Consider the following 17,248-nt stretch of genomic DNA (forward strand, 5'->3'; position numbering starts at 1 on the left):
TTCAGATCTTCTGTGCCAGGGATACGGTAAAGATGCCCCACTCATCCACCCGCTGGGTGATCTTGCGGAAACCGGCGGCTTGCACCAGTTGATCCATTTCCGCCTGACTGCGCCGGCGCATCACCCAGGCCTGGCCCTGGCGATGGCTGGTCAATGCGCGGGCGATCAGTTCCAGCTGCGGGTGCCACGGCTGGCCGGTGTAGACCAGATAACCGCCGGGCTCCACGGCTTCGGCCAGGCCCGCCAGCGAACCGCCGACCATGGCGTTGTCGGCAAACAGTTCATATAACCCGGAGACCACCGCCAGCGTCGGCTTGGGCGCCAGCGCTGCCAGGTCCGCACGGTCGAACGCATCGGCTTTGATGAACTGCGCAATCTCGCCCAGGCCTTTCTCGCGGATCAACGCGCCACCGTCGCGCACGTTGATGTCGCTGTAGTCGCGCAGCAGGATCGATTCCGGCAGCGGCGAAACGCCCTGCAAGGCTTCGAGAATGTAGCGACCGTGGCCGGCGGCGATATCGACGATACGCACTTCGCGATCATCGGTGCGCAGCGTGGCCATGGCCAGGCGCAGCAGCTCTTCGACGTTCAGCTTGCGCTGGCGAATGCCGCGCCAGCCGATGGAGTTGAGGTAATGGGTGTCGATCATCCGCCCCAGCGCGCCTTTGCCGGTGGGCGTGTTGCGGTACACGTAGTCCAGGGTGCTACCGGAGTCGAAACCGGTGTCGAAGCCCAGCTTGACGCCGTCCGACAGGTTCTTGCCCAGGCCCATGCTGGCGCGGGTCAGGCGCCAGTACAGGTCGCGCAGGGAATTGCGCGGCAGCGGCGCGGCGAGGGCTTCGGATTCGGCACAGGTGGCGCCCAGTTTGTCGGCATCGAGCAGCGAGGCGCGGTCCAGCGGGTGCGCGAAATTCTGCAGGATAAAACGCCGGGCGCTGCTCACGGCCACCGCACGGTCGCGCTCGCCGAGGGTGTCGTGGAAGAAGCCGGGGAGGATATGCAGCTCTTTTTTCAGGCTGCCGAGGCGGTCGAAGAACTGTTGTTGGGGTTTGCGGTGGACCACGAAGTCGGAGCCGGAGATCAGCAGTTGGGTCGGCACCTGGATCGCCTGGGCATCGGCGACAACCCGGTCGGCCGCTTCGTACAGCCCGAGCAGCACATTCACCGAAATCGCCTTGGTGATCAGCGGGTCGCTGTCGTAGGACGCGACGCGCTCCGGGTCGTGGCTGAGGAACTTGGCCTTGACGTAACTGTTGACGAAAAAGTTGCCGCGAAACCTGCGCATCAGCGCCAGGCCCGGCCGGGCGAAGGGCACGTACAGTTTGACTTTGAACGCCGGGGAGGCGAGCACCAGGGCGCGGATTTTCGGTGCGTAGTCGTGAACCCAGGTGGCTGCGATCACCGCGCCGACGCTTTGGGCGATGACTGCAAGATTTTCCGCCTCGACGCCGTAAGTGGCGCCGATATGCTCGCAGAACGTCTGCACGTCGCGGGCGCTGGTGGCGAAGCTGGGGCTGTCGCCGCGCTCGCCGGGGGATTGGCCGTGGCCACGGGCGTCCCAGGCGAAGAAGTCGAAATGGGGCAGGTTCAGTTCATCGACCAGATGGGCAATGCGCCCCGAATGCTCATGGCCGCGATGGAACAGCAGGATCGCCTTGCGCGGCTCGCCGCCTGCCGGGGCGGTGGCGGGCCAGTGCCGGTAGAAAAGCTCGACGCCATCATGGGTACTGAAGGTGTGTTCTCGCTGTTCGCGCATCGCAAAATCCTTATGCAGAAGGGGAAATGTGTTGTTCTTCTTTGAGGCCCTGGCGCACCCGGTTGACCACGGTGTAGGCGAGCAGGGCGGCGACCAGCCACATCACCGTGTCGACCCAGCCGGCACCGAGCCAGCCCAGCGCCACGCCGCTGGCCAGCACGCCGAGGACGAAGGCCCGATCACTCTTGCCCATCGGCCCGTCGTAGCGCCGCGACGCGCCCACCATTGGCCCGAGCACCCCGGCGTATTCGCTGAACACTGCCAGCAAGGTCACCAGCAGCACCGGCGCCAGACTGACGCCGGGGATCAACGCAAAGGGCAGGATCAGCGCGCTGTCGGCGATCACGTCGCACAGTTCATTGAGGTAGGCGCCCAGGCGCGACTGCTGGCCGAATTCGCGGGCGAGCATGCCGTCGATGGCATTGAGGGCCATGCGCAGGATCATCCACAGCGGGATCAGCGCGAACAGCCAGAGGTGTTGGGCGAAGCCGGCGATCAGCAGGCCGACCAGCAGGGAGATGACCCCGGCCAGCACGGTGATCTGGTTGGCGGTGGTGCCGTTGTCGTAGAGGCGCTGCACGAGGGGGCGCAGCAGGTTTTGAAAACGCGGTTTGAGCTGATAGATCGAAATCATGGGAGTGACGTTTCCTTGTCCGTAAGCCCGCGAAAAACTGGCCTGAAGTGTGCCGATTAATCGTGGCCTGCACCAGTGATGGCACGTGTTTATGGGGGGTTAGTCACGTTCCGGAGCGCGATGCAGAACAAATGTGGGAGGGGGCTTGCCCGCGATGGCGGCGGCCCCGCCAACCCATGTATCACCTGACCCACCGCCATCGCGAGCAAGCCCGCTCCCACAGTGGGTCTGTGTTGCAGGTGAATACGGTGTTTAACGAACAAAAATTTCACGCCATGTGTTATATCGTAACGAATTATGTGTGAACGGGCATGAGTGGATGCAAGTGGATCTAGAAGCTGACGGCGCTTCGGTTGAAGGACTGCCGCGTTTTCAGCAAGGGCTGTTCCATGCCCGTCGATTGAGGCAAGCCGGTATCAGCCTGACTGCGGTGGCTATCAGCGGCTGGGTGCTGGCGTTGTTCGTCGCGCTGTTCGCCCCGTTGTCGATCTGGCCGGTGGTGTTGATCAATTGTGCGTCTGCGTTGCTGGTGCTGGTGGCGGGGTTGCAGTCGGCGTGGTGGGTGGCCGATTGGCGTGCCCAGGCGCTGGAAGCGTCGGCACCTGAGTTACTCGAAGCAGAGGGTGAACCCACTGGCTGGCAGGCGCGCCTGGTAGGGCGTTTCGGCAGAGGGTTGCTGGCCCAGATCGGCGCGCCGGTGTTGTGGCTCGGCGGTTGGTCGTTGTTCGCGCTGGTCAGCATCATCGAGTTCTGGAACCTGGGCTTGCCCGCGGCAGCGGTCGGCCAAGGCGCAAGTATCGGCGCTGCACTGGCCTTGGCATTGGCCTTTGGCCTGCTGGTGTTCGAGCGGCGCCTGGCCCAGGAAACCGCCGCGCAATGGCCGGAAGCCGCGCAGTTGGCGCAACTGAGCCGGGTGGCGATTGCGTGCCTGGTGATCAGCGCGATTTGCCTGCTGTTTGCCAGTGCCGGGTCGGTGTGGCCGCTGCGCCTGGCGACACTGGTCGGGCTATTGCCGGCGCTGGTCGCGCTGGAGTTTCTGTTACGGGCCGCGCTGTCACTGTTCAGCCCGCGCCAACCGCGCCTCGAACCACGCCTGATGGCGCAGAGTTTTGTCGCCGGGCTGCTGCGCTGGCCGCCGCAACCGCTGCAGGCCTTGCAGCACGAATTGCACAACCGCTTCGGCATCGACCTGCGCCAGATCTGGGCGTTTACCTACATGCGTCGGGCATTCCTGCCGGTGCTGCTGGTGGTACTGGCCGTCGGCTGGGCGCTGACGGGGGTGCATGAAGTGCCCCTGCAAGGCCGTGGGATCTATGAGCGCTTTGGCAAACCGGTGCAAGTCTTCGGCCCAGGCCTGCATGCCGGGTTGCCGTGGCCGCTGGGCCGCGTGCTGAACGTGGAAAACGGCGTGGTGCATGAGCTGGCGACCAGCGTCAGCGAAGCCGCCAGCCCGGAACTCGCGGCGGCCGAAGGCCCGGCGCCGCTGATCGCCAACCGGTTGTGGGACGCCAGCCATGTGAATGACAAGTCCCAGGTGATCGCCAGCAGCCGTGGCGACAAGCAGAGCTTCCAGATCGTCAATATGGATGTGCGCTTCGTCTACCGTATCGGCCTGACCGACCAGGCTGCACTGGCCGCCACCTATAACAGCGCGGATGTGCCGACCCTGATCCGCAGCACCGCTAGCCGCATCCTCGTGCATGACTTTGCCTCGCGTACCCTCGACGAGTTGCTCGGCGAACAACGCACCGGCCTGGCCGACGAGATCGGTCGCGCCGTGCAAGCGGACCTGCATACACTCGACAGCGGTGTGGAGATTCTCGCCACGGTGGTCGAAGCCATCCACCCGCCGTCCGGTGCCGCCAACGCCTACCACGGCGTGCAAGCGGCGCAGATCGGCGCTCAGGCGCTGATCTCCCGCGAACGCGGCGCCGCCAGCGAACAAACCAACCAGGCCCTGCTGCAAGCCAGCACCGTCCGCGACCAGGCCCAGGCCACCGCGCACGAGGTCAATGCCGGGGCCCGGGCGGCGGATCTGCGTTTTGCCGCCGAACAAAAAGCCTACGCCAGCGCGGGCAAAGCCTTCGTGCTGGAGCAGTACCTCGGCCAGCTGACCCAGGGCCTGGCTCACGCCAAGCTGTTGATTCTGGATCATCGCCTGGGCGCCGACAGTGCGCCGACGATCGATCTGCGTTCTTTTACCTTGCCGGCCGATCCTTCGGTGCCGCGTAAAGCCGTTCAATAAGGAGTCTGTCTGTTGAGCGCTCATTCTCACGATCATGGTCACCACCACCACGGCCACCATCATCACCACCATGGTGACGAACAGCCCGCCGGCCCATTCCCTTGGCGGCGCATGGCCTGGGCTGTGTTGCTGGTGTTGTTTGCGGTAGCGGCCGCCAGCCTGGTGCAAGTGCGCTCCGGCGAAGCCACGGTGATTACCCGTTTCGGCAACCCGTCGCGGGTGCTGCTGGAACCGGGCCTGGGCTGGCGCTGGCCGGCGCCGTTCGAAGCGGCGATCCCGGTGGACCTGCGCCTGCGCACCACCTCCAGCGGTTTGCAGGATGTCGGTACCCGCGATGGCCTGCGCATCATCGTGCAGGCTTATGTGGCGTGGCAGGTGCAGGGCGATGCCGACAATGTGCAGCGCTTCATGCGTGCGGTGCAGAACCAGCCGGATGAAGCGGCGCGGCAGATTCGGACGTTTGTCGGTTCGGCGCTGGAAACCACGGCGGCCAGCTTCGACCTGTCCAGCCTGATCAATACCGACGCCAGCCAGGTACGCATCAGCGATTTCGAAGCGCAGTTGCGCCAGCAGATCGATCAACAATTGCTCACCACCTATGGCGTGCGCGTGGCGCAGGTGGGCATCGAGCGGCTGACCTTGCCGTCGGTGACGCTCACCGCCACCGTCGACCGCATGCGCGCCGAGCGCGAAACCATCGCCACCGAACGCACCGCCGTGGGCAAGCGTGAGGCGGCGCAGATCCGTTCCGCCGCCGAGCGCGATGCGCGCATCGTGCAGGCCGATGCCACGGTGAAAGCCGCCGACATCGAAGCGCAATCGCGGGTCGAAGCGGCGCAGATCTATGGTCGCGCCTACGCCGGCAATCCCCAGCTGTACAACCTGCTGCGTTCCCTGGATACCCTGGGCACCGTGGTCACCCCGGGCACCAAGATCATCCTGCGCACCGACGCCGCGCCGTTCCGCGCGCTGGTGGACGGGCCGAAGGACGTCCAGCCATGATCGAGCGTGACAGCCCGGACAGCCCGTGGATTCAGGCCGGGCGCCTGACGTTCATGGCGCTGTACGCGGTGACGGTGTTGGCCGCCCTGGCCTGGGCGTTTTCCAATGTGCGGCAGATCGACCCGCAGAATCGCGCCGTGGTGCTGCACTTCGGCGCACTCGATCGGGTTCAGAATGCTGGGCTGTTGCTGGCGTGGCCGCAGCCGTTCGAGCAAGTCGTGCTGTTGCCGGCGGCAGACCGGGTGATCGAGCGGCGGGTCGGCAACCTGCTGCGTTCCGATGCCGCGGTGCAGGCCGACCGCGTGGCCAGCTTCGCCACGCCGTTGAGCGATGCCCTGGCCGGGTCCGGCTACCTGCTGACCGGCGATGCCGGCGTGGTGCAGCTGGATGTGCGGGTGTTCTACAAAGTCACCGAGCCTTATGCGTTTGTGCTGCAGGGCGAGCACGTGCTGCCGGCGCTGGATCGCCTGGTGACGCGCAGCGCCGTGGCCCTGACGGCGGCGCGGGATCTGGACACCATCCTGGTGGCGCGCCCCGAATTGATCGGCAGCGACAACGGCGCCGCCGAGCGCCGTGAACGACTGCGCGGCGACCTGGTGCAAGGCATCAACAAGCGCCTGGCGGAGTTGACCGCCAGCGGCTTGGGGGTGGGCATCGAAGTCACCCGCGTCGATGTGCAATCGAGCCTGCCGAGCCCGGCGGTGAATGCCTTCAATGCGGTGCTCACCGCCAGCCAGCAAGCCGACAAAGCGGTGGCGAATGCGCGCACCGACGCGGAAAAGCTCACCCAGACCGCCAACCAGCAGGCTGACCGCCTGGTGCAAGTCGCCCACGCCCAGGCCAGCGAACGCCTGGCCAACGCGCAGGCGCAAACCGCCACCGTCGCCAGCCTGGCCCAGGTCAAAGACCCCGGCTTGCTGTTGCGCCTGTACCGCGAGCGCTTGCCGAAGATTCTCGGCCAGGCCGGTTCCGTGACCACGGTCGATCCCAAAGACGACTCCCGCTTGATCATTCAGGGAGCCGAACAATGAGCGCACCCATGCTGACATCCGCCGAGCAGCGCAGCGCCGCCCGGCAATTGACCCTGGCCATGCTCGCCCTCGGCTTGCTGGTGCTGGGCCTGGTGTGGCGCTGGCTGGCGCCGGACCAGAGCGGCGTCAGCCAGTTGCTGCTCGGCGTGGCCTCGCTGCTGGTGGCCGTGCCGGTGATGCGCTCGGCCTGGTACAGCCTGCGTTTTCCCAGCCTGCATGGCATCACCGACCAGCTCATCGCCCTGGCGATGCTCGGCGCGTGGGCCACGGGTGATCTGCTGACCGCCGCGTTGCTGCCGATCATCATGATCTTCGGCCATGTGCTCGAAGAGCGCAGCGTGATCGGCTCCCAGGAAGCGATCCACGCCCTCGGCAAACTGACCCGCAGCCACGCACGCCTGGTGCAGGCGGACGGCAGCATCAGCGAAGTCGACAACGGCACGCTGAACAGCGGCGACATCGTCGAAGTGCGCGCCGGTGACCGCGTGCCTGCCGATGGTGTGGTGCTGTCCGGCCAGGCCAGCCTCGACACGGCGCCGATCACCGGCGAGTCGGTGCCGCTGGAAGCCAGTGTCGGCGTGCAAGTGTTCGGCGGTGCGATCAACCTCGACGGGTTGTTGCGCCTGGAAGTGACGCGTACCGGCAACGAGTCGACCCTGGGCAAGGTCATCGCCCTGATGCAGAACGCTGAGCGCTCCAAGCCGCCGATCACGCGGCTGCTGGAGCGTTACGCCGGCAGCTATATGGTGTTGGTGCTGTTGCTGGCGGCGGTGACCTGGTTTGTCACCAATGACGCCCAGGCGATGCTCGCGGTGCTGGTCGCAGCGTGCCCATGCGCCCTGGTGCTGTCGGCCCCGGCCACGGCGATTGCCGGGATTGCCGTGGCGGCGCGGCATGGGATTCTGATCCGCAGCTCGGCGTTCCTCGAAGAGTTGGCGGACCTGACCTCGCTGGTGGTCGACAAGACCGGCACCCTGACCTTCGGCACTCTGCGCCTGCAGTCCATCCAAACCACCGCGCCGGACCGCCAAGGGTTGTTGAACCTGGCGGCCAGCCTCGGTTCGGCCAGCAGCCACCCGGTCAGCCGCGCGTTGGCCGGGTTGGCGAGCCAGGAACAGCTGTTGGTGCTCACCGACATCCGCGAACGCCAAGGCCTCGGCGTGGTGGCCCAGACCGCGCAGGGCGAAGCGGCCTTGGGCCGGCCGGAGTTGTTCGAGCAGTTGGGCATCGTCACTACCGGCGTCCCCGACCATGATGGCCCGATTGCCGGGCTGGCGTTGAACGGTGCGTTCCTCGCCTGGCTGTTGCTGGCCGACAGCGTCAAACCGGAAGCCCGCCAGGCCCTGCAAGAGCTGCGTGACCTGGGCCTGGGGCGGCAACTGCTGCTGACCGGCGACCGCCAAAGCGTGGCCGACAGCCTGGCCCTCGACGTGGGCATCAGCGATGTCGAAGCCCAGGCATTGCCGGAAGACAAGCTCAACCGCGTGTTGGGCGAAATCAGCAGCGGTTTCCGGCCGATGGTGGTGGGCGACGGCATCAACGACTCCCTGGCGCTCAAAGCCGGCGTGGTCGGCGTGGCCATGGGCGCGGGCGGTGCGGACATTGCGCTGGCCTCGGCGGATGTGGTGTTGATTGGCAGCGACTTGCGCCGCCTGGGCACCTGTGTGCGCTTGAGCCGACGGTGCCGGCAGACGTTGCAGGTCAACGTGATCATCGGCTTGGGCTGGACGCTGGCGATCGTGGTGTTCGCTGCGTTTGGCTGGTTGGGCGCCGCCGGCGCAATGATCGCGGCGGTGTTGCACAACCTCAGCACCTTGCTGGTGCTGGGCAATGCCGGGCGGTTGCTGCGGTTTCAGGAGCCGCTGTCGAAGCTGGAGGAATAAATTCCAGGTTTTTTTCGATGGCGCTGTAACGGCAAGGGGGCACCTCACTCTAGTGCTATGTCGCGACTGAGCATTCCGCTCAGCCGACCTAACCACGATTTATGAGGATGACCCCATGACCATCAAAAACGTCGTTTCCGGTGCTGCCCTGGCTTTCGCTGCCGCCGCCTTGTTTGCCGGTGTCACCACCCAGGTCCAGGCCGCCGACGCTCCGGTTCATTGCTACGGCGTAACCTCCTGCAAAGGCATGAATGACTGCAAGACCGCTGAAAACGCCTGCAAGGGCCAGGCGGTCTGCAAGGGTCATGGCTTCAAGGCCATGACCAAGGCCGCGTGCGACGCGGCCGGTGGCAAAGTCGGCGCGTAATCGGCCCCGCGTACCCCGCAGCGGTCGCCGTCACCGCTGCGGACACTTTTGCCCAGGAGTGCCTGATGTCTACATCCCTTCCGAGCCTGGGTTACGGCCTGGGTCTACGCAGTGAGTACTACCAGCAGATCCTTGAACAATCGCCGGCCGTGGATTGGTTCGAAGTGATCTCCGAGAATTACCTGGTGCAGGGCGGTAAAGCCTTGTACTACCTGGACGCGATCGCCGAGCGCTACCCGTTGGTGATGCACGGCGTGTCCCTGTCCATCGGCGGGCCCCATCCGCTCGATACCGATTACCTCAAGCAGCTCCAGCAACTCGCTGCGCGCATCCAGCCGGCGTGGATCTCCGATCACCTGTGCTGGAGCCGCGGCAGCGCGCATCAATTGCATGACTTGCTGCCCCTGCCGTACACCGAAGAAAGTTTGTATCACGTGGCCAGTCGTGTGCTTCAGGTACAGGATGTGTTGCAGCGCCCGCTGGTGCTGGAAAACGTTTCCAGCTATGTGCGCGCCAAGGCGGATGAATTCACCGAGTGGGAATTCCTCAACGCGCTGACCCACTTGACCGGGTGCCAGTTGCTGCTGGACGTCAACAATGTGTACGTCAGCTCGCGCAATCATGGCTTCGATGCCTGGACGTTCATTCACAACCTACCGCCGCAGAGCATCCGCCAGCTGCATCTGGCGGGGCATATGGACTACGGCGATTACGTGGTCGATACCCATGACCACCCGGTGTGTGATCCGGTGTGGGCGCTGTATCAACAGACCCTGGAGCACCTGGGCCCGGTCTCGACGTTGCTCGAGCGCGACGACCATTTCCCGCCGTTCGAAGATTTGCTCAGCGAGTTGGACAAGGCCCGGTCGCTGGGGGCGAGCGCCTTGCTCAGGAGAACGCTATGCGCCTGACGGATTGGCAACGGGCTTTCGAAGAGCATTTATTGGCCGAAACGCCCGTGGCCGACATTGGCTTTGCCGCCACCTTGCTGGGTGGTCCTACGCTGGATGTGGAAACCGGCCTGGCGATTTATCACAACGCCTACCTGTCGCGCTTGCAGGACGTATTACGGCAGGACTTCGGCGCCCTCTGGTATTGGCTGGGCGATGACGAATTCGCCTCGCTGACTGAGGCCTACGTGCGTCGCTATCCGTCCGCCCATTACAGCCTGCGCTGGCTGGGCGAGCGGTTTGCGGGGTTTATCCAGGAGCACCTGGTGGCTGAACAAAGCGCGCCGTTGGCCGAGCTGGCACGGCTGGAGTGGGCGTTTACCCTGGCGTTCGATGCGCCGCCGGGCACGCCGCTGACCCTGGACGACATGGCGCGACTGCCGCCGCCCGACTGGCCGGGCTTGCAGGTCAACCTGGCGCCGACCGTTCAGCAGATATTCTGCCGCTTCAATACCGTCGAAACCTGGCGTGCCGCCAAGGCTAAATCGGCCTTGCACGCCGGCCAGCCTCTGGACGCGCCGCAGATCTGCCTGGTGTGGCGCGATCAGCAGATATGCCGCTACCGCAGCCTGGAACCCGCGCAAACCTGCGCCCTGGCGGGCATGGTGAGCACCGGCTGGTGTTTTTCAGAACTGTGCGAACGCTTGGCGGTCAGTCATGGAGAGGGTGCGCCCCTGCAAGCAGTCTCATGGCTGAAACAGTGGGTTCAGGACGGTTTGCTCGAACGCCGGATTCCATAAGCGCAGGTTATCAGATCGATAGCTTCCTACCCGGTCGTCGGATGGTCTACCCTCTTTCCAGACGTCTGAAACAAGGGGGGACTACTCATGCTCGCGCAACTTCCACCGGCCTTACAGAATCTTCAGCTACCGCTGCGTCTTCGACTCTGGGACGGCCATGAATTCAACTTGGGCCCTGAGCCCAGTGTGACCATCGTGGTGAAGGACCCCACGATTGTGTCCAAGCTTTCCCATCCCACGCTCGATTCATTGGGCGAAGCCTTCGTCGAGGGCAAACTGGAGCTGGAAGGCTCCATCTCCGAGGTGATCCGGGTGTGTGACGAGTTGAGTCACGCCCTGGTCGATGACGATGGGGGCAATCGTCCGGTGCGCTCGTTCCACGACAAGGCCACTGACGCAGCGGCGATTTCCTACCATTACGACCTGTCCAACGAGTTCTACCAGCTGTGGCTCGACCAGGACATGGCGTATTCCTGCGGTTATTTCGAAACCGGCAGCGAATCCATCGATCAGGCCCAACAAGACAAATTCCGCCACCTGTGCCGCAAGTTGCGCTTGCAGCCGGGGGAGTATTTGCTCGATGTCGGCTGTGGTTGGGGCGGGCTGGCGCGGTATGCGGCGCGGGAGTTCGGGGTAAAGGTGTTCGGCATCACCCTGAGCAAGGAGCAACTGGCCCTGGCCAAGGCACGCGTGAAAGCCGAGGGCCTGGACGATCAGGTGGACCTGCAACTGCTCGATTACCGTGACCTGCCCCAGGACGGTCGTTTCGACAAAGTGGTGAGCGTGGGCATGTTCGAACACGTCGGCCACGCCAACCTGGCGCAATACTGCAAAACCCTGTTTGGCGCGGTGCGCGAAGGCGGACTGGTGATGAACCATGGCATCACCGCCAAGCACACCGACGGACGCCCCGTGGGCCGCGGCGCCGGGGATTTCATCGAGCGCTACGTTTTCCCCAACGGCGAACTGCCGCACCTGGCGATGATGACCGCCGAACTCAGCGAAGCCGGGCTCGAAGTGGTCGACGTGGAAAGCCTGCGCCTGCACTACGCACGCACCCTGGACCACTGGAGCGAACGCCTGGAAGACAACCTGGAAGCGGCGGCGAAGATGGTGCCGGCGCAGGCGTTGCGCATCTGGCGGTTGTACCTGGCCGGTTGCGCCTACGCGTTTGCGCGGGGCTGGATCAACCTGCACCAGATCCTGGCGGTAAAACCCCACGCCGATGGCAGCCACGAACTGCCGTGGACGCGGGAAGATATCTACCGCTGAAGCATTTTCACACAGCCCTGCAGATCCAAATGTGGGAGGGGGCTTGCCCCCTCCCACATTTTTACCGCAGCGTCTGTTGGTGAAGCGGTGAAACACGCCGTGCGATCCGCATACTGGCGGTAAAACCCTTCGCCGATGGCAGCCATGAACTGCCGTGGACGCGGGAAGATATCTACCGCTGAAGCATTTCCCCACAGCCCCGCAGATCCAAATGTGGGAGGGGGCAAGCCCCCTCCCACATTTTTACCGCAGCGTCTGTTGGTGAAGCGGTGAAACACGCCGTGCGATCCGCATACTGGCGGTAAAACCCTTCGCCGATGGCAGCCACGAACTGCCGTGGACGCGGGAAGATATCTACCGCTGAAGCATTTTCCCACAGCCCCGCAGATCCAAATGTGGGAGGGGGCTTGCCCCCGATTGCGGTGTGTCAGCTAGCGGATTGGGCACTGATTCACCGCTATCGGGGGCAAGCCCACTCCCACTTTTTACAGCAGTGTCTGTTAGAGAATCGGTGAGATAAGCCGCGCGACCCGCATGCCCAGTTGTTGCAGGCGGCGGGTTTCGCGGCTTTCTTCCTGGCTGACTTCATGGGCCTGGGCGAAGTCATCGAGCAGCATGTGTTCCACTTGCTGGGCGAAGGCTTCATCGACGGTCAGCAACATCACCTCGAAATTCAGGCGGAACGAACGGTTGTCCATGTTCGCACTGCCGATCGCGCTGATTTCGCTGTCGACCAACACCACTTTCTGGTGCAGAAACCCCGGCGTATAGCGGAACACCCGCACCCCGGCGCGCACCGCTTCGATCGCGTAAAGGCTGGAGGCGGCATACACGATGCGGTGGTCGGGCCGCGACGGCAGTAGCAGGCGCACGTCGACCCCGCGCAGCACCGCCAGGCGCAGGGCGGCAAACACCGCTTCATCCGGGATGAAATACGGGCTGGTGATCCACACCCGCTCGGTCGCGGCGTGGATCGCTTCGACAAAAAACAGCGAGCAGGTTTCATAAGGGTCGGCCGGGCCGCTGGCGAGCAATTGGCAGAGCACGCCGTTTTCGGGGTAGGTGTCCGGCAGGATCAGCGGCGGCAGTTCCCGCGCCGCCCAGAACCAGTCTTCGGCAAACGATTCCTGCAGGCACGCCACCACCGGGCCGGTGACCTGCACATGGGTATCGCGCCACGGTGCCAGCGGCGGCTTTTTGCCCAAGTATTCATCGCCGACGTTATGCCCGCCGACAAACCCGGTGATGCCATCCACCACCACGATCTTGCGGTGGTTGCGGAAGTTGACCTGGAAGCGATTGAGCCAGCCGCTGCGGGTGGCGAACGCCTTGACCTGCACCCCGGCGTCGCGCAGCGTTTGTGCATAGTGAGAGGGCAGGGCGTGGCTGCCGATGCGGTCGTAGAGCACGTAGACGGCGACGCCTTGGGCGGCTTTTTCCTTCAGCAAGGCATGCAACTGCCGACCGAGCTCGTCGTCATGAATGATGAAGAACTGGAACAGCACGGCGGTTTTGGCGCGGCGAATCGCCTCGAAGATCGCGCTGAAGGTGGCGTCACCATTGATCAGCAAACGCACTTCATTATTCGCCAGGCACGGCATGCGGCCCAGCTTCGGCATCGCCCGCAAGGAGGCGTAGGCGCTGGAGTTGCGGGCGGCCAGGGCTTCCTCGACCCACGGGCGCCAGTTCAGCTCGTTGATCGCAGTGTGCATTTCCTGGTTGGCCTGGCGCCGCGCCTGGATGTACGCATCGAAGGTGCTGCGGCCGAAGATCAGGTACGGGATCAGCGTGAGGTAGGGTATGAACATCAGCGACAACGCCCAGGCAATCGAGCCTTGGGCGGTCCTGACGGTCAGCACTGCATGGATCGCGGCGAGCGTCCCGAGAAAATGCAGCGTGGCGATGAAGTAGGCGAGCAGGTGCGGGCCAAAAAAATCCATGGACGATGGTACTCCAGGCAATCCAGTGCCTAACAGACCATGTTCGGTCAGGAATGTCGCTATTTTATTTGCCGTGCAACACTGGCGCTTTTGTGGCGTCTAATGCCCACAATTATCCAGGAGTTACCCGATGAATGCTCGTCTGCTAGGTTTGGCCATGGTTATTGGTTTGTCGCTGCCCGTGGCGGCCCAGGCGCAGATGCTGGCGCCTGGTTTGTGGGAATTGACCACGAGCAACATGAAAGTGGATAACCAGGACCTGCCGGATTTGTCATTGATCCTCGGTCAGCTCAAGCAACAAATGACCCCCGAACAGCGCGCCATGCTGGAGAAACAAGGCATCACCATGGCCGGTAAAGGCGTGCAGGTGTGCCTCACCCCCGCCCAGGTCGCCTCCGACGCGATCCCGCTGACCGATCCGCAGTCGGGCTGCAAACAGCAAGTGACCGACAAGAACGGCAACCAGTGGAAATTCCGTTTCAGCTGCCCGAAAGCCCAGGGCACCGGCGTGGCCACCTTCCAGAGCCAGAAGGAATTCACCACCACGGTCAACGGCACCTTCAATGCCACCGGCATTCAGCAGAAGGGCAGCCTGGACAGTCACGCCCAGTGGCTGGGGGAAAACTGCGGCAGCGTCAAACCGCGCGCTTAACGCTGAAAGTGCAGGGGCAGGCCCTGGCAGCTGTCGACCACCTGGCCGGTGTGCCAGGCCAACTGGCCCGACACCAGAGTGGTGCTGACGCTGTGGCGAAAGCGGCGCTCGGCGAACGGTGTCCAGCCGCAGCGCGCCAGGATCGGCTGGCTGCGGACCGGCTTGCCTTCGGGTTCGGGTTTGATCAGCACCAGGTCGGCCCAATAGCCTTCACGCAGGTAGCCACGGTCCGGGATCGCGAACAGGTCGGCGACGCGATGACTGGTTTTCGCCACCAGGGTGGTCAGCGGCAGCAGCCCATCGGCCACCAACTCCAGTAACGCCGGCAACGCATGTTGCACCAGGGGCAAACCCGACGGCGCCTCACCATACGCCAACTGCTTTTGCGCCCAGGTATGCGGTGCATGGTCGGTGCCGATCACATCCAGCCGCTCGCCGAGCAGGGCCAGGCGCAAGGCGTCGCGGTCGGCGCGGGTCTTGATCGCCGGGTTGCATTTGATCTGGTGGCCCAGGCGGTGATAGTCGCGGTCGTCGAACAACAGGTGATGGACGCAGACCTCGGCGGTGATGCGTTTCTGCGCCAGCGGCCGGTCTTCGAACAACGCCAACTCGCGGGCGCTGCTCAGGTGCAACACATGCAGGCGCGTGCCGTGGCGCTTGGCCAGTTCCACCGCCAGTGAAGACGAGCGATAACAGGCTTCGGCATCGCGGATCAGCGGGTGGGCGGCGGCGGGGAGGTTGTCGCCGAAACGCTCGCGCAAGCGCTGTTCGTTGGCCTGGATACTCGGCGTGTGTTCGCAGTGGGCCAGCAGGATCGTCGGCACATCGGCGAACAGGCGCTCCAGAATCCGTGGATCGTCCACCAGCATGTTGCCGGTGGACGCGCCCATGAACACTTTGACCCCGGCCACTTGCCGCGGGTCGAGCGCGGCGACGGTGTCGAGGTTGTCATTGCTGACGCCGAAGTGAAAACCGTAGTTGGCCACCGAGTGCTGGACGGCGCGGCGTTTTTTGTCGGCCAGCGCTTCCAGGGTGAGGGTGGCCGGCCGGGTGTTGGGCATGTCCATGAAACTGGTGATGCCGCCGGCCACCGCTGCACGGGATTCGCTGTAGAAACCGCCTTTGTCCGGCGCGCCGGGTTCGCGAAAGTGAACCTGGTCATCGATCATCCCCGGCAGCAGCCATTGACCGTGGGCGTCGATTTCCACAGGCGCCGTGTGCCCCGTGATGCTGCTGGCGATCTTCTCGATACGGCCATGGGCGACCAGCACGTCGGCGTCGAATACCTGGCCTTCATTCACCAGTCGGGCGTTGCGGATCAACAGGCGGCTCATGCTTCAGAACTCGTTTTGCAGGGCTTTGTAACCCTGCACCAGATCGACGTTGGTACGCGCTACGTCCTCGGAAAACTCCGACGCGCTGACGCTCACCGGCGGGAATTGCGACAGGTCGGTGTTGGGCCCGATGCGGGTGGTCGAAGGCACGTAGAACGCGGCGGGCAAGTCGCGGCCGTCGACCACCGAGTTGTGGCGCACCACGCAGCCGTCGCCGACGGCGCAGTTGAACAACACGCTGTTGAAGCCGATGAACACGCGGTCGCCGACGCTGCAGGGGCCGTGGACGATGGAGCGGTGGGCGATGGAAGTGAACTCGCCGATGGTCACCGCCGCGCCGGATTTGGAGTGGATCACCACGCCGTCCTGGATATTGGAGTTGGCGCCGATGGTGATCGGGTCCATGTCGCCGCTGGCGTCGACTTCGTCCGCGCGGATCACGGCGTAGGGGCCGACGAATACGTTCTCACCGATGATGACCTTGCCGCAGATGATCGCGGTTTTATCGACGTAGGCCGATTCGGCAATCACCGGCAGATCACCGGATGGGTTCTTGCGGATCATGGTTTGCCCAACGCGGCGCACAGGGTGTTGAGGTTGTATTCGAACAGCCCGATAAAGGTGCTGGCCGGGCCTTCTGCGGCGAGGGCGTCGGAATACAGCGTGCCGCCGATCTGCGCGCCGCTTTCGCTGGCGATCTGTTTGAGCAGGCGCGAGTCCTTGATGTTTTCAATGAACACGGCTTTGACCTTGTCCTTGCGGATCTGAGTGATCAGCGCGGCGACTTCGGCGGCGGAAGGCTCACGCTCGGTGGACAAACCCTGAGGCGCGAGGAACTGGATGCCATAGGCCTGGCCCAGGTAGCCGAACGCGTCATGGGAGGTGACGATGCGGCGGTTGCCCGCTGGCAGTGCGCCGAACTTGGCCTTGGCCTCGGCGAGCAAACGGTAGATGTCTTTCAGGTACGCCTGGCTGTTGCGCAGGTAGTCGGCCTGGTTGGCTGGGTCGGCGGCCACCAGCGCCTTGGTGATGTTGTTCACATAGATTTCGGCGTTGGCCAGGTTATGCCAGGCGTGCGGGTCCGGGATGGTTTCGCCGTCTTCTTCCATGGTGTGGGAGATCACGCCTTTACTGGCGGTAACCACGGTGGCGCGGGTTTCGGTGCTGGTCACCAGGCGGTCCAGCCACGGCTCGAAGCCGAGGCCATTTTTGATGATCAGCTTGGCCTTGAGCAGCGCCTTGGCGTCGTCCGGGGTCGGCTCGTAGGTATGAGCGTCGGCGTCGGGGCCGACCATGTTGCTGATCTGGATGTGTTCGCCACCGATCTGGTGGGTAATGTCATCGAGAATACTGAAGCTGGTCACCACCTGGAGTTTGTCGGCGGCCTGGGCCATGGACAACGGCAGTAGCAGACTGAACAACACGAGTAGAGCACGCATCGG

At 64.1% G+C, this 17,248-nt stretch carries 15 protein-coding genes; 9 read left to right on the forward strand and 6 right to left on the reverse strand.

Going from position 1 to position 17,248, the window contains the following annotated elements; translation table 11 throughout:
- Position 1: 1 nt before the first annotated feature.
- Complete coding sequence (locus C8K66_RS20555; protein ID WP_108525789.1) at positions 2-1,756, reverse strand: bifunctional alpha/beta hydrolase/class I SAM-dependent methyltransferase; 1,755 nt, start codon at positions 1,754-1,756, stop codon at positions 2-4.
- Between the two features lie 10 nt (positions 1,757-1,766).
- A complete protein-coding gene (locus tag C8K66_RS20560) occupies positions 1,767-2,390 on the reverse strand; it encodes a CDP-alcohol phosphatidyltransferase family protein (protein ID WP_046381592.1) in 624 nt (207 codons plus the stop codon).
- A 319-nt stretch (positions 2,391-2,709) separates the two neighbouring features.
- On the opposite strand from C8K66_RS20560, the gene hflK (C8K66_RS20565) reads away from it, so the two are divergent.
- The 8 genes from hflK (C8K66_RS20565) (at position 2,710) to cfaB (ending at position 11,880) form a co-directional block, all read left to right on the forward strand.
- A complete protein-coding gene (hflK, locus tag C8K66_RS20565) occupies positions 2,710-4,635 on the forward strand; it encodes a protease modulator HflK (RefSeq protein WP_108525791.1) in 1,926 nt (641 codons plus the stop codon).
- Positions 4,636-4,647: 12 nt separating this feature from the next.
- Positions 4,648-5,637, forward strand: coding sequence for a protease modulator HflC (gene hflC, locus C8K66_RS20570; protein ID WP_017850060.1), 990 nt, complete (start codon positions 4,648-4,650; stop codon positions 5,635-5,637).
- A complete protein-coding gene (gene hflK / locus C8K66_RS20575; protein WP_046381594.1) occupies positions 5,634-6,668 on the forward strand; it encodes a protease modulator HflK in 1,035 nt (344 codons plus the stop codon). Before hflC ends, hflK (C8K66_RS20575) begins: the two co-directional genes overlap by 4 nt.
- A complete protein-coding gene (locus tag C8K66_RS20580; RefSeq protein WP_079444963.1) occupies positions 6,665-8,551 on the forward strand; it encodes a cation-translocating P-type ATPase in 1,887 nt (628 codons plus the stop codon). The genes hflK (C8K66_RS20575) and C8K66_RS20580 overlap by 4 nt, the downstream gene beginning before the upstream one ends.
- 115 nt (positions 8,552-8,666) lie before the next feature.
- Positions 8,667-8,918, forward strand: a complete 252-nt coding sequence (locus C8K66_RS20585) for a membrane protein (protein ID WP_046381596.1) — start codon at positions 8,667-8,669, stop codon at positions 8,916-8,918.
- A gap of 65 nt (positions 8,919-8,983) precedes the next feature.
- On the forward strand, positions 8,984-9,829 hold the full coding sequence (locus tag C8K66_RS20590; RefSeq protein ID WP_017850056.1) for a DUF692 domain-containing protein: 846 nt from the start codon (positions 8,984-8,986) through the stop codon (positions 9,827-9,829).
- Complete coding sequence (locus C8K66_RS20595; protein WP_108525793.1) at positions 9,820-10,608, forward strand: DNA-binding domain-containing protein; 789 nt, start codon at positions 9,820-9,822, stop codon at positions 10,606-10,608. The genes C8K66_RS20590 and C8K66_RS20595 overlap by 10 nt, the downstream gene beginning before the upstream one ends.
- An 87-nt stretch (positions 10,609-10,695) precedes the next feature.
- Positions 10,696-11,880: a C17 cyclopropane fatty acid synthase CfaB gene (gene cfaB / locus C8K66_RS20600; RefSeq protein WP_026140407.1), complete on the forward strand. Its 1,185-nt coding sequence runs from the start codon at positions 10,696-10,698 to the stop codon at positions 11,878-11,880.
- Positions 11,881-12,380: 500 nt separating this feature from the next.
- Here the strand turns inward: cfaB and cls are convergent, their stop codons facing one another.
- The gene (gene cls, locus C8K66_RS20605) at positions 12,381-13,820 is read right to left on the reverse strand and encodes a cardiolipin synthase (protein WP_017850053.1); all 1,440 of its coding nucleotides are present in this window, start codon (positions 13,818-13,820) and stop codon (positions 12,381-12,383) included.
- 130 nt (positions 13,821-13,950) lie between these two features.
- On the opposite strand from cls, the gene C8K66_RS20610 reads away from it, so the two are divergent.
- Positions 13,951-14,472, forward strand: a complete 522-nt coding sequence (locus C8K66_RS20610; protein WP_108525795.1) for a DUF3617 domain-containing protein — start codon at positions 13,951-13,953, stop codon at positions 14,470-14,472.
- On the opposite strand, the gene C8K66_RS20615 is transcribed toward C8K66_RS20610, so the two are convergent.
- From C8K66_RS20615 to C8K66_RS20625, 3 genes are read right to left on the reverse strand one after another with little or no spacing between them, the layout of a single operon-like run.
- Positions 14,469-15,806: a dihydroorotase gene (locus C8K66_RS20615; RefSeq protein WP_108525797.1), complete on the reverse strand. Its 1,338-nt coding sequence runs from the start codon at positions 15,804-15,806 to the stop codon at positions 14,469-14,471. The genes C8K66_RS20610 and C8K66_RS20615 overlap by 4 nt on opposite strands.
- Before the next feature lie 3 nt (positions 15,807-15,809).
- Positions 15,810-16,370: a DapH/DapD/GlmU-related protein gene (locus tag C8K66_RS20620; RefSeq protein ID WP_017850050.1), complete on the reverse strand. Its 561-nt coding sequence runs from the start codon at positions 16,368-16,370 to the stop codon at positions 15,810-15,812.
- Entirely contained in the window at positions 16,367-17,245 is an 879-nt protein-coding gene (locus C8K66_RS20625; protein ID WP_017850049.1) for a metal ABC transporter substrate-binding protein, read from the reverse strand. The genes C8K66_RS20620 and C8K66_RS20625 overlap by 4 nt, the downstream gene beginning before the upstream one ends.
- Between the last annotated feature and the right edge of the window lie 3 nt (positions 17,246-17,248).

Origin of the sequence: Pseudomonas sp. GV105 (genome assembly GCF_003058185.1) — a bacterium.
Lineage (GTDB): Bacteria > Pseudomonadota > Gammaproteobacteria > Pseudomonadales > Pseudomonadaceae > Aquipseudomonas > Aquipseudomonas veronii.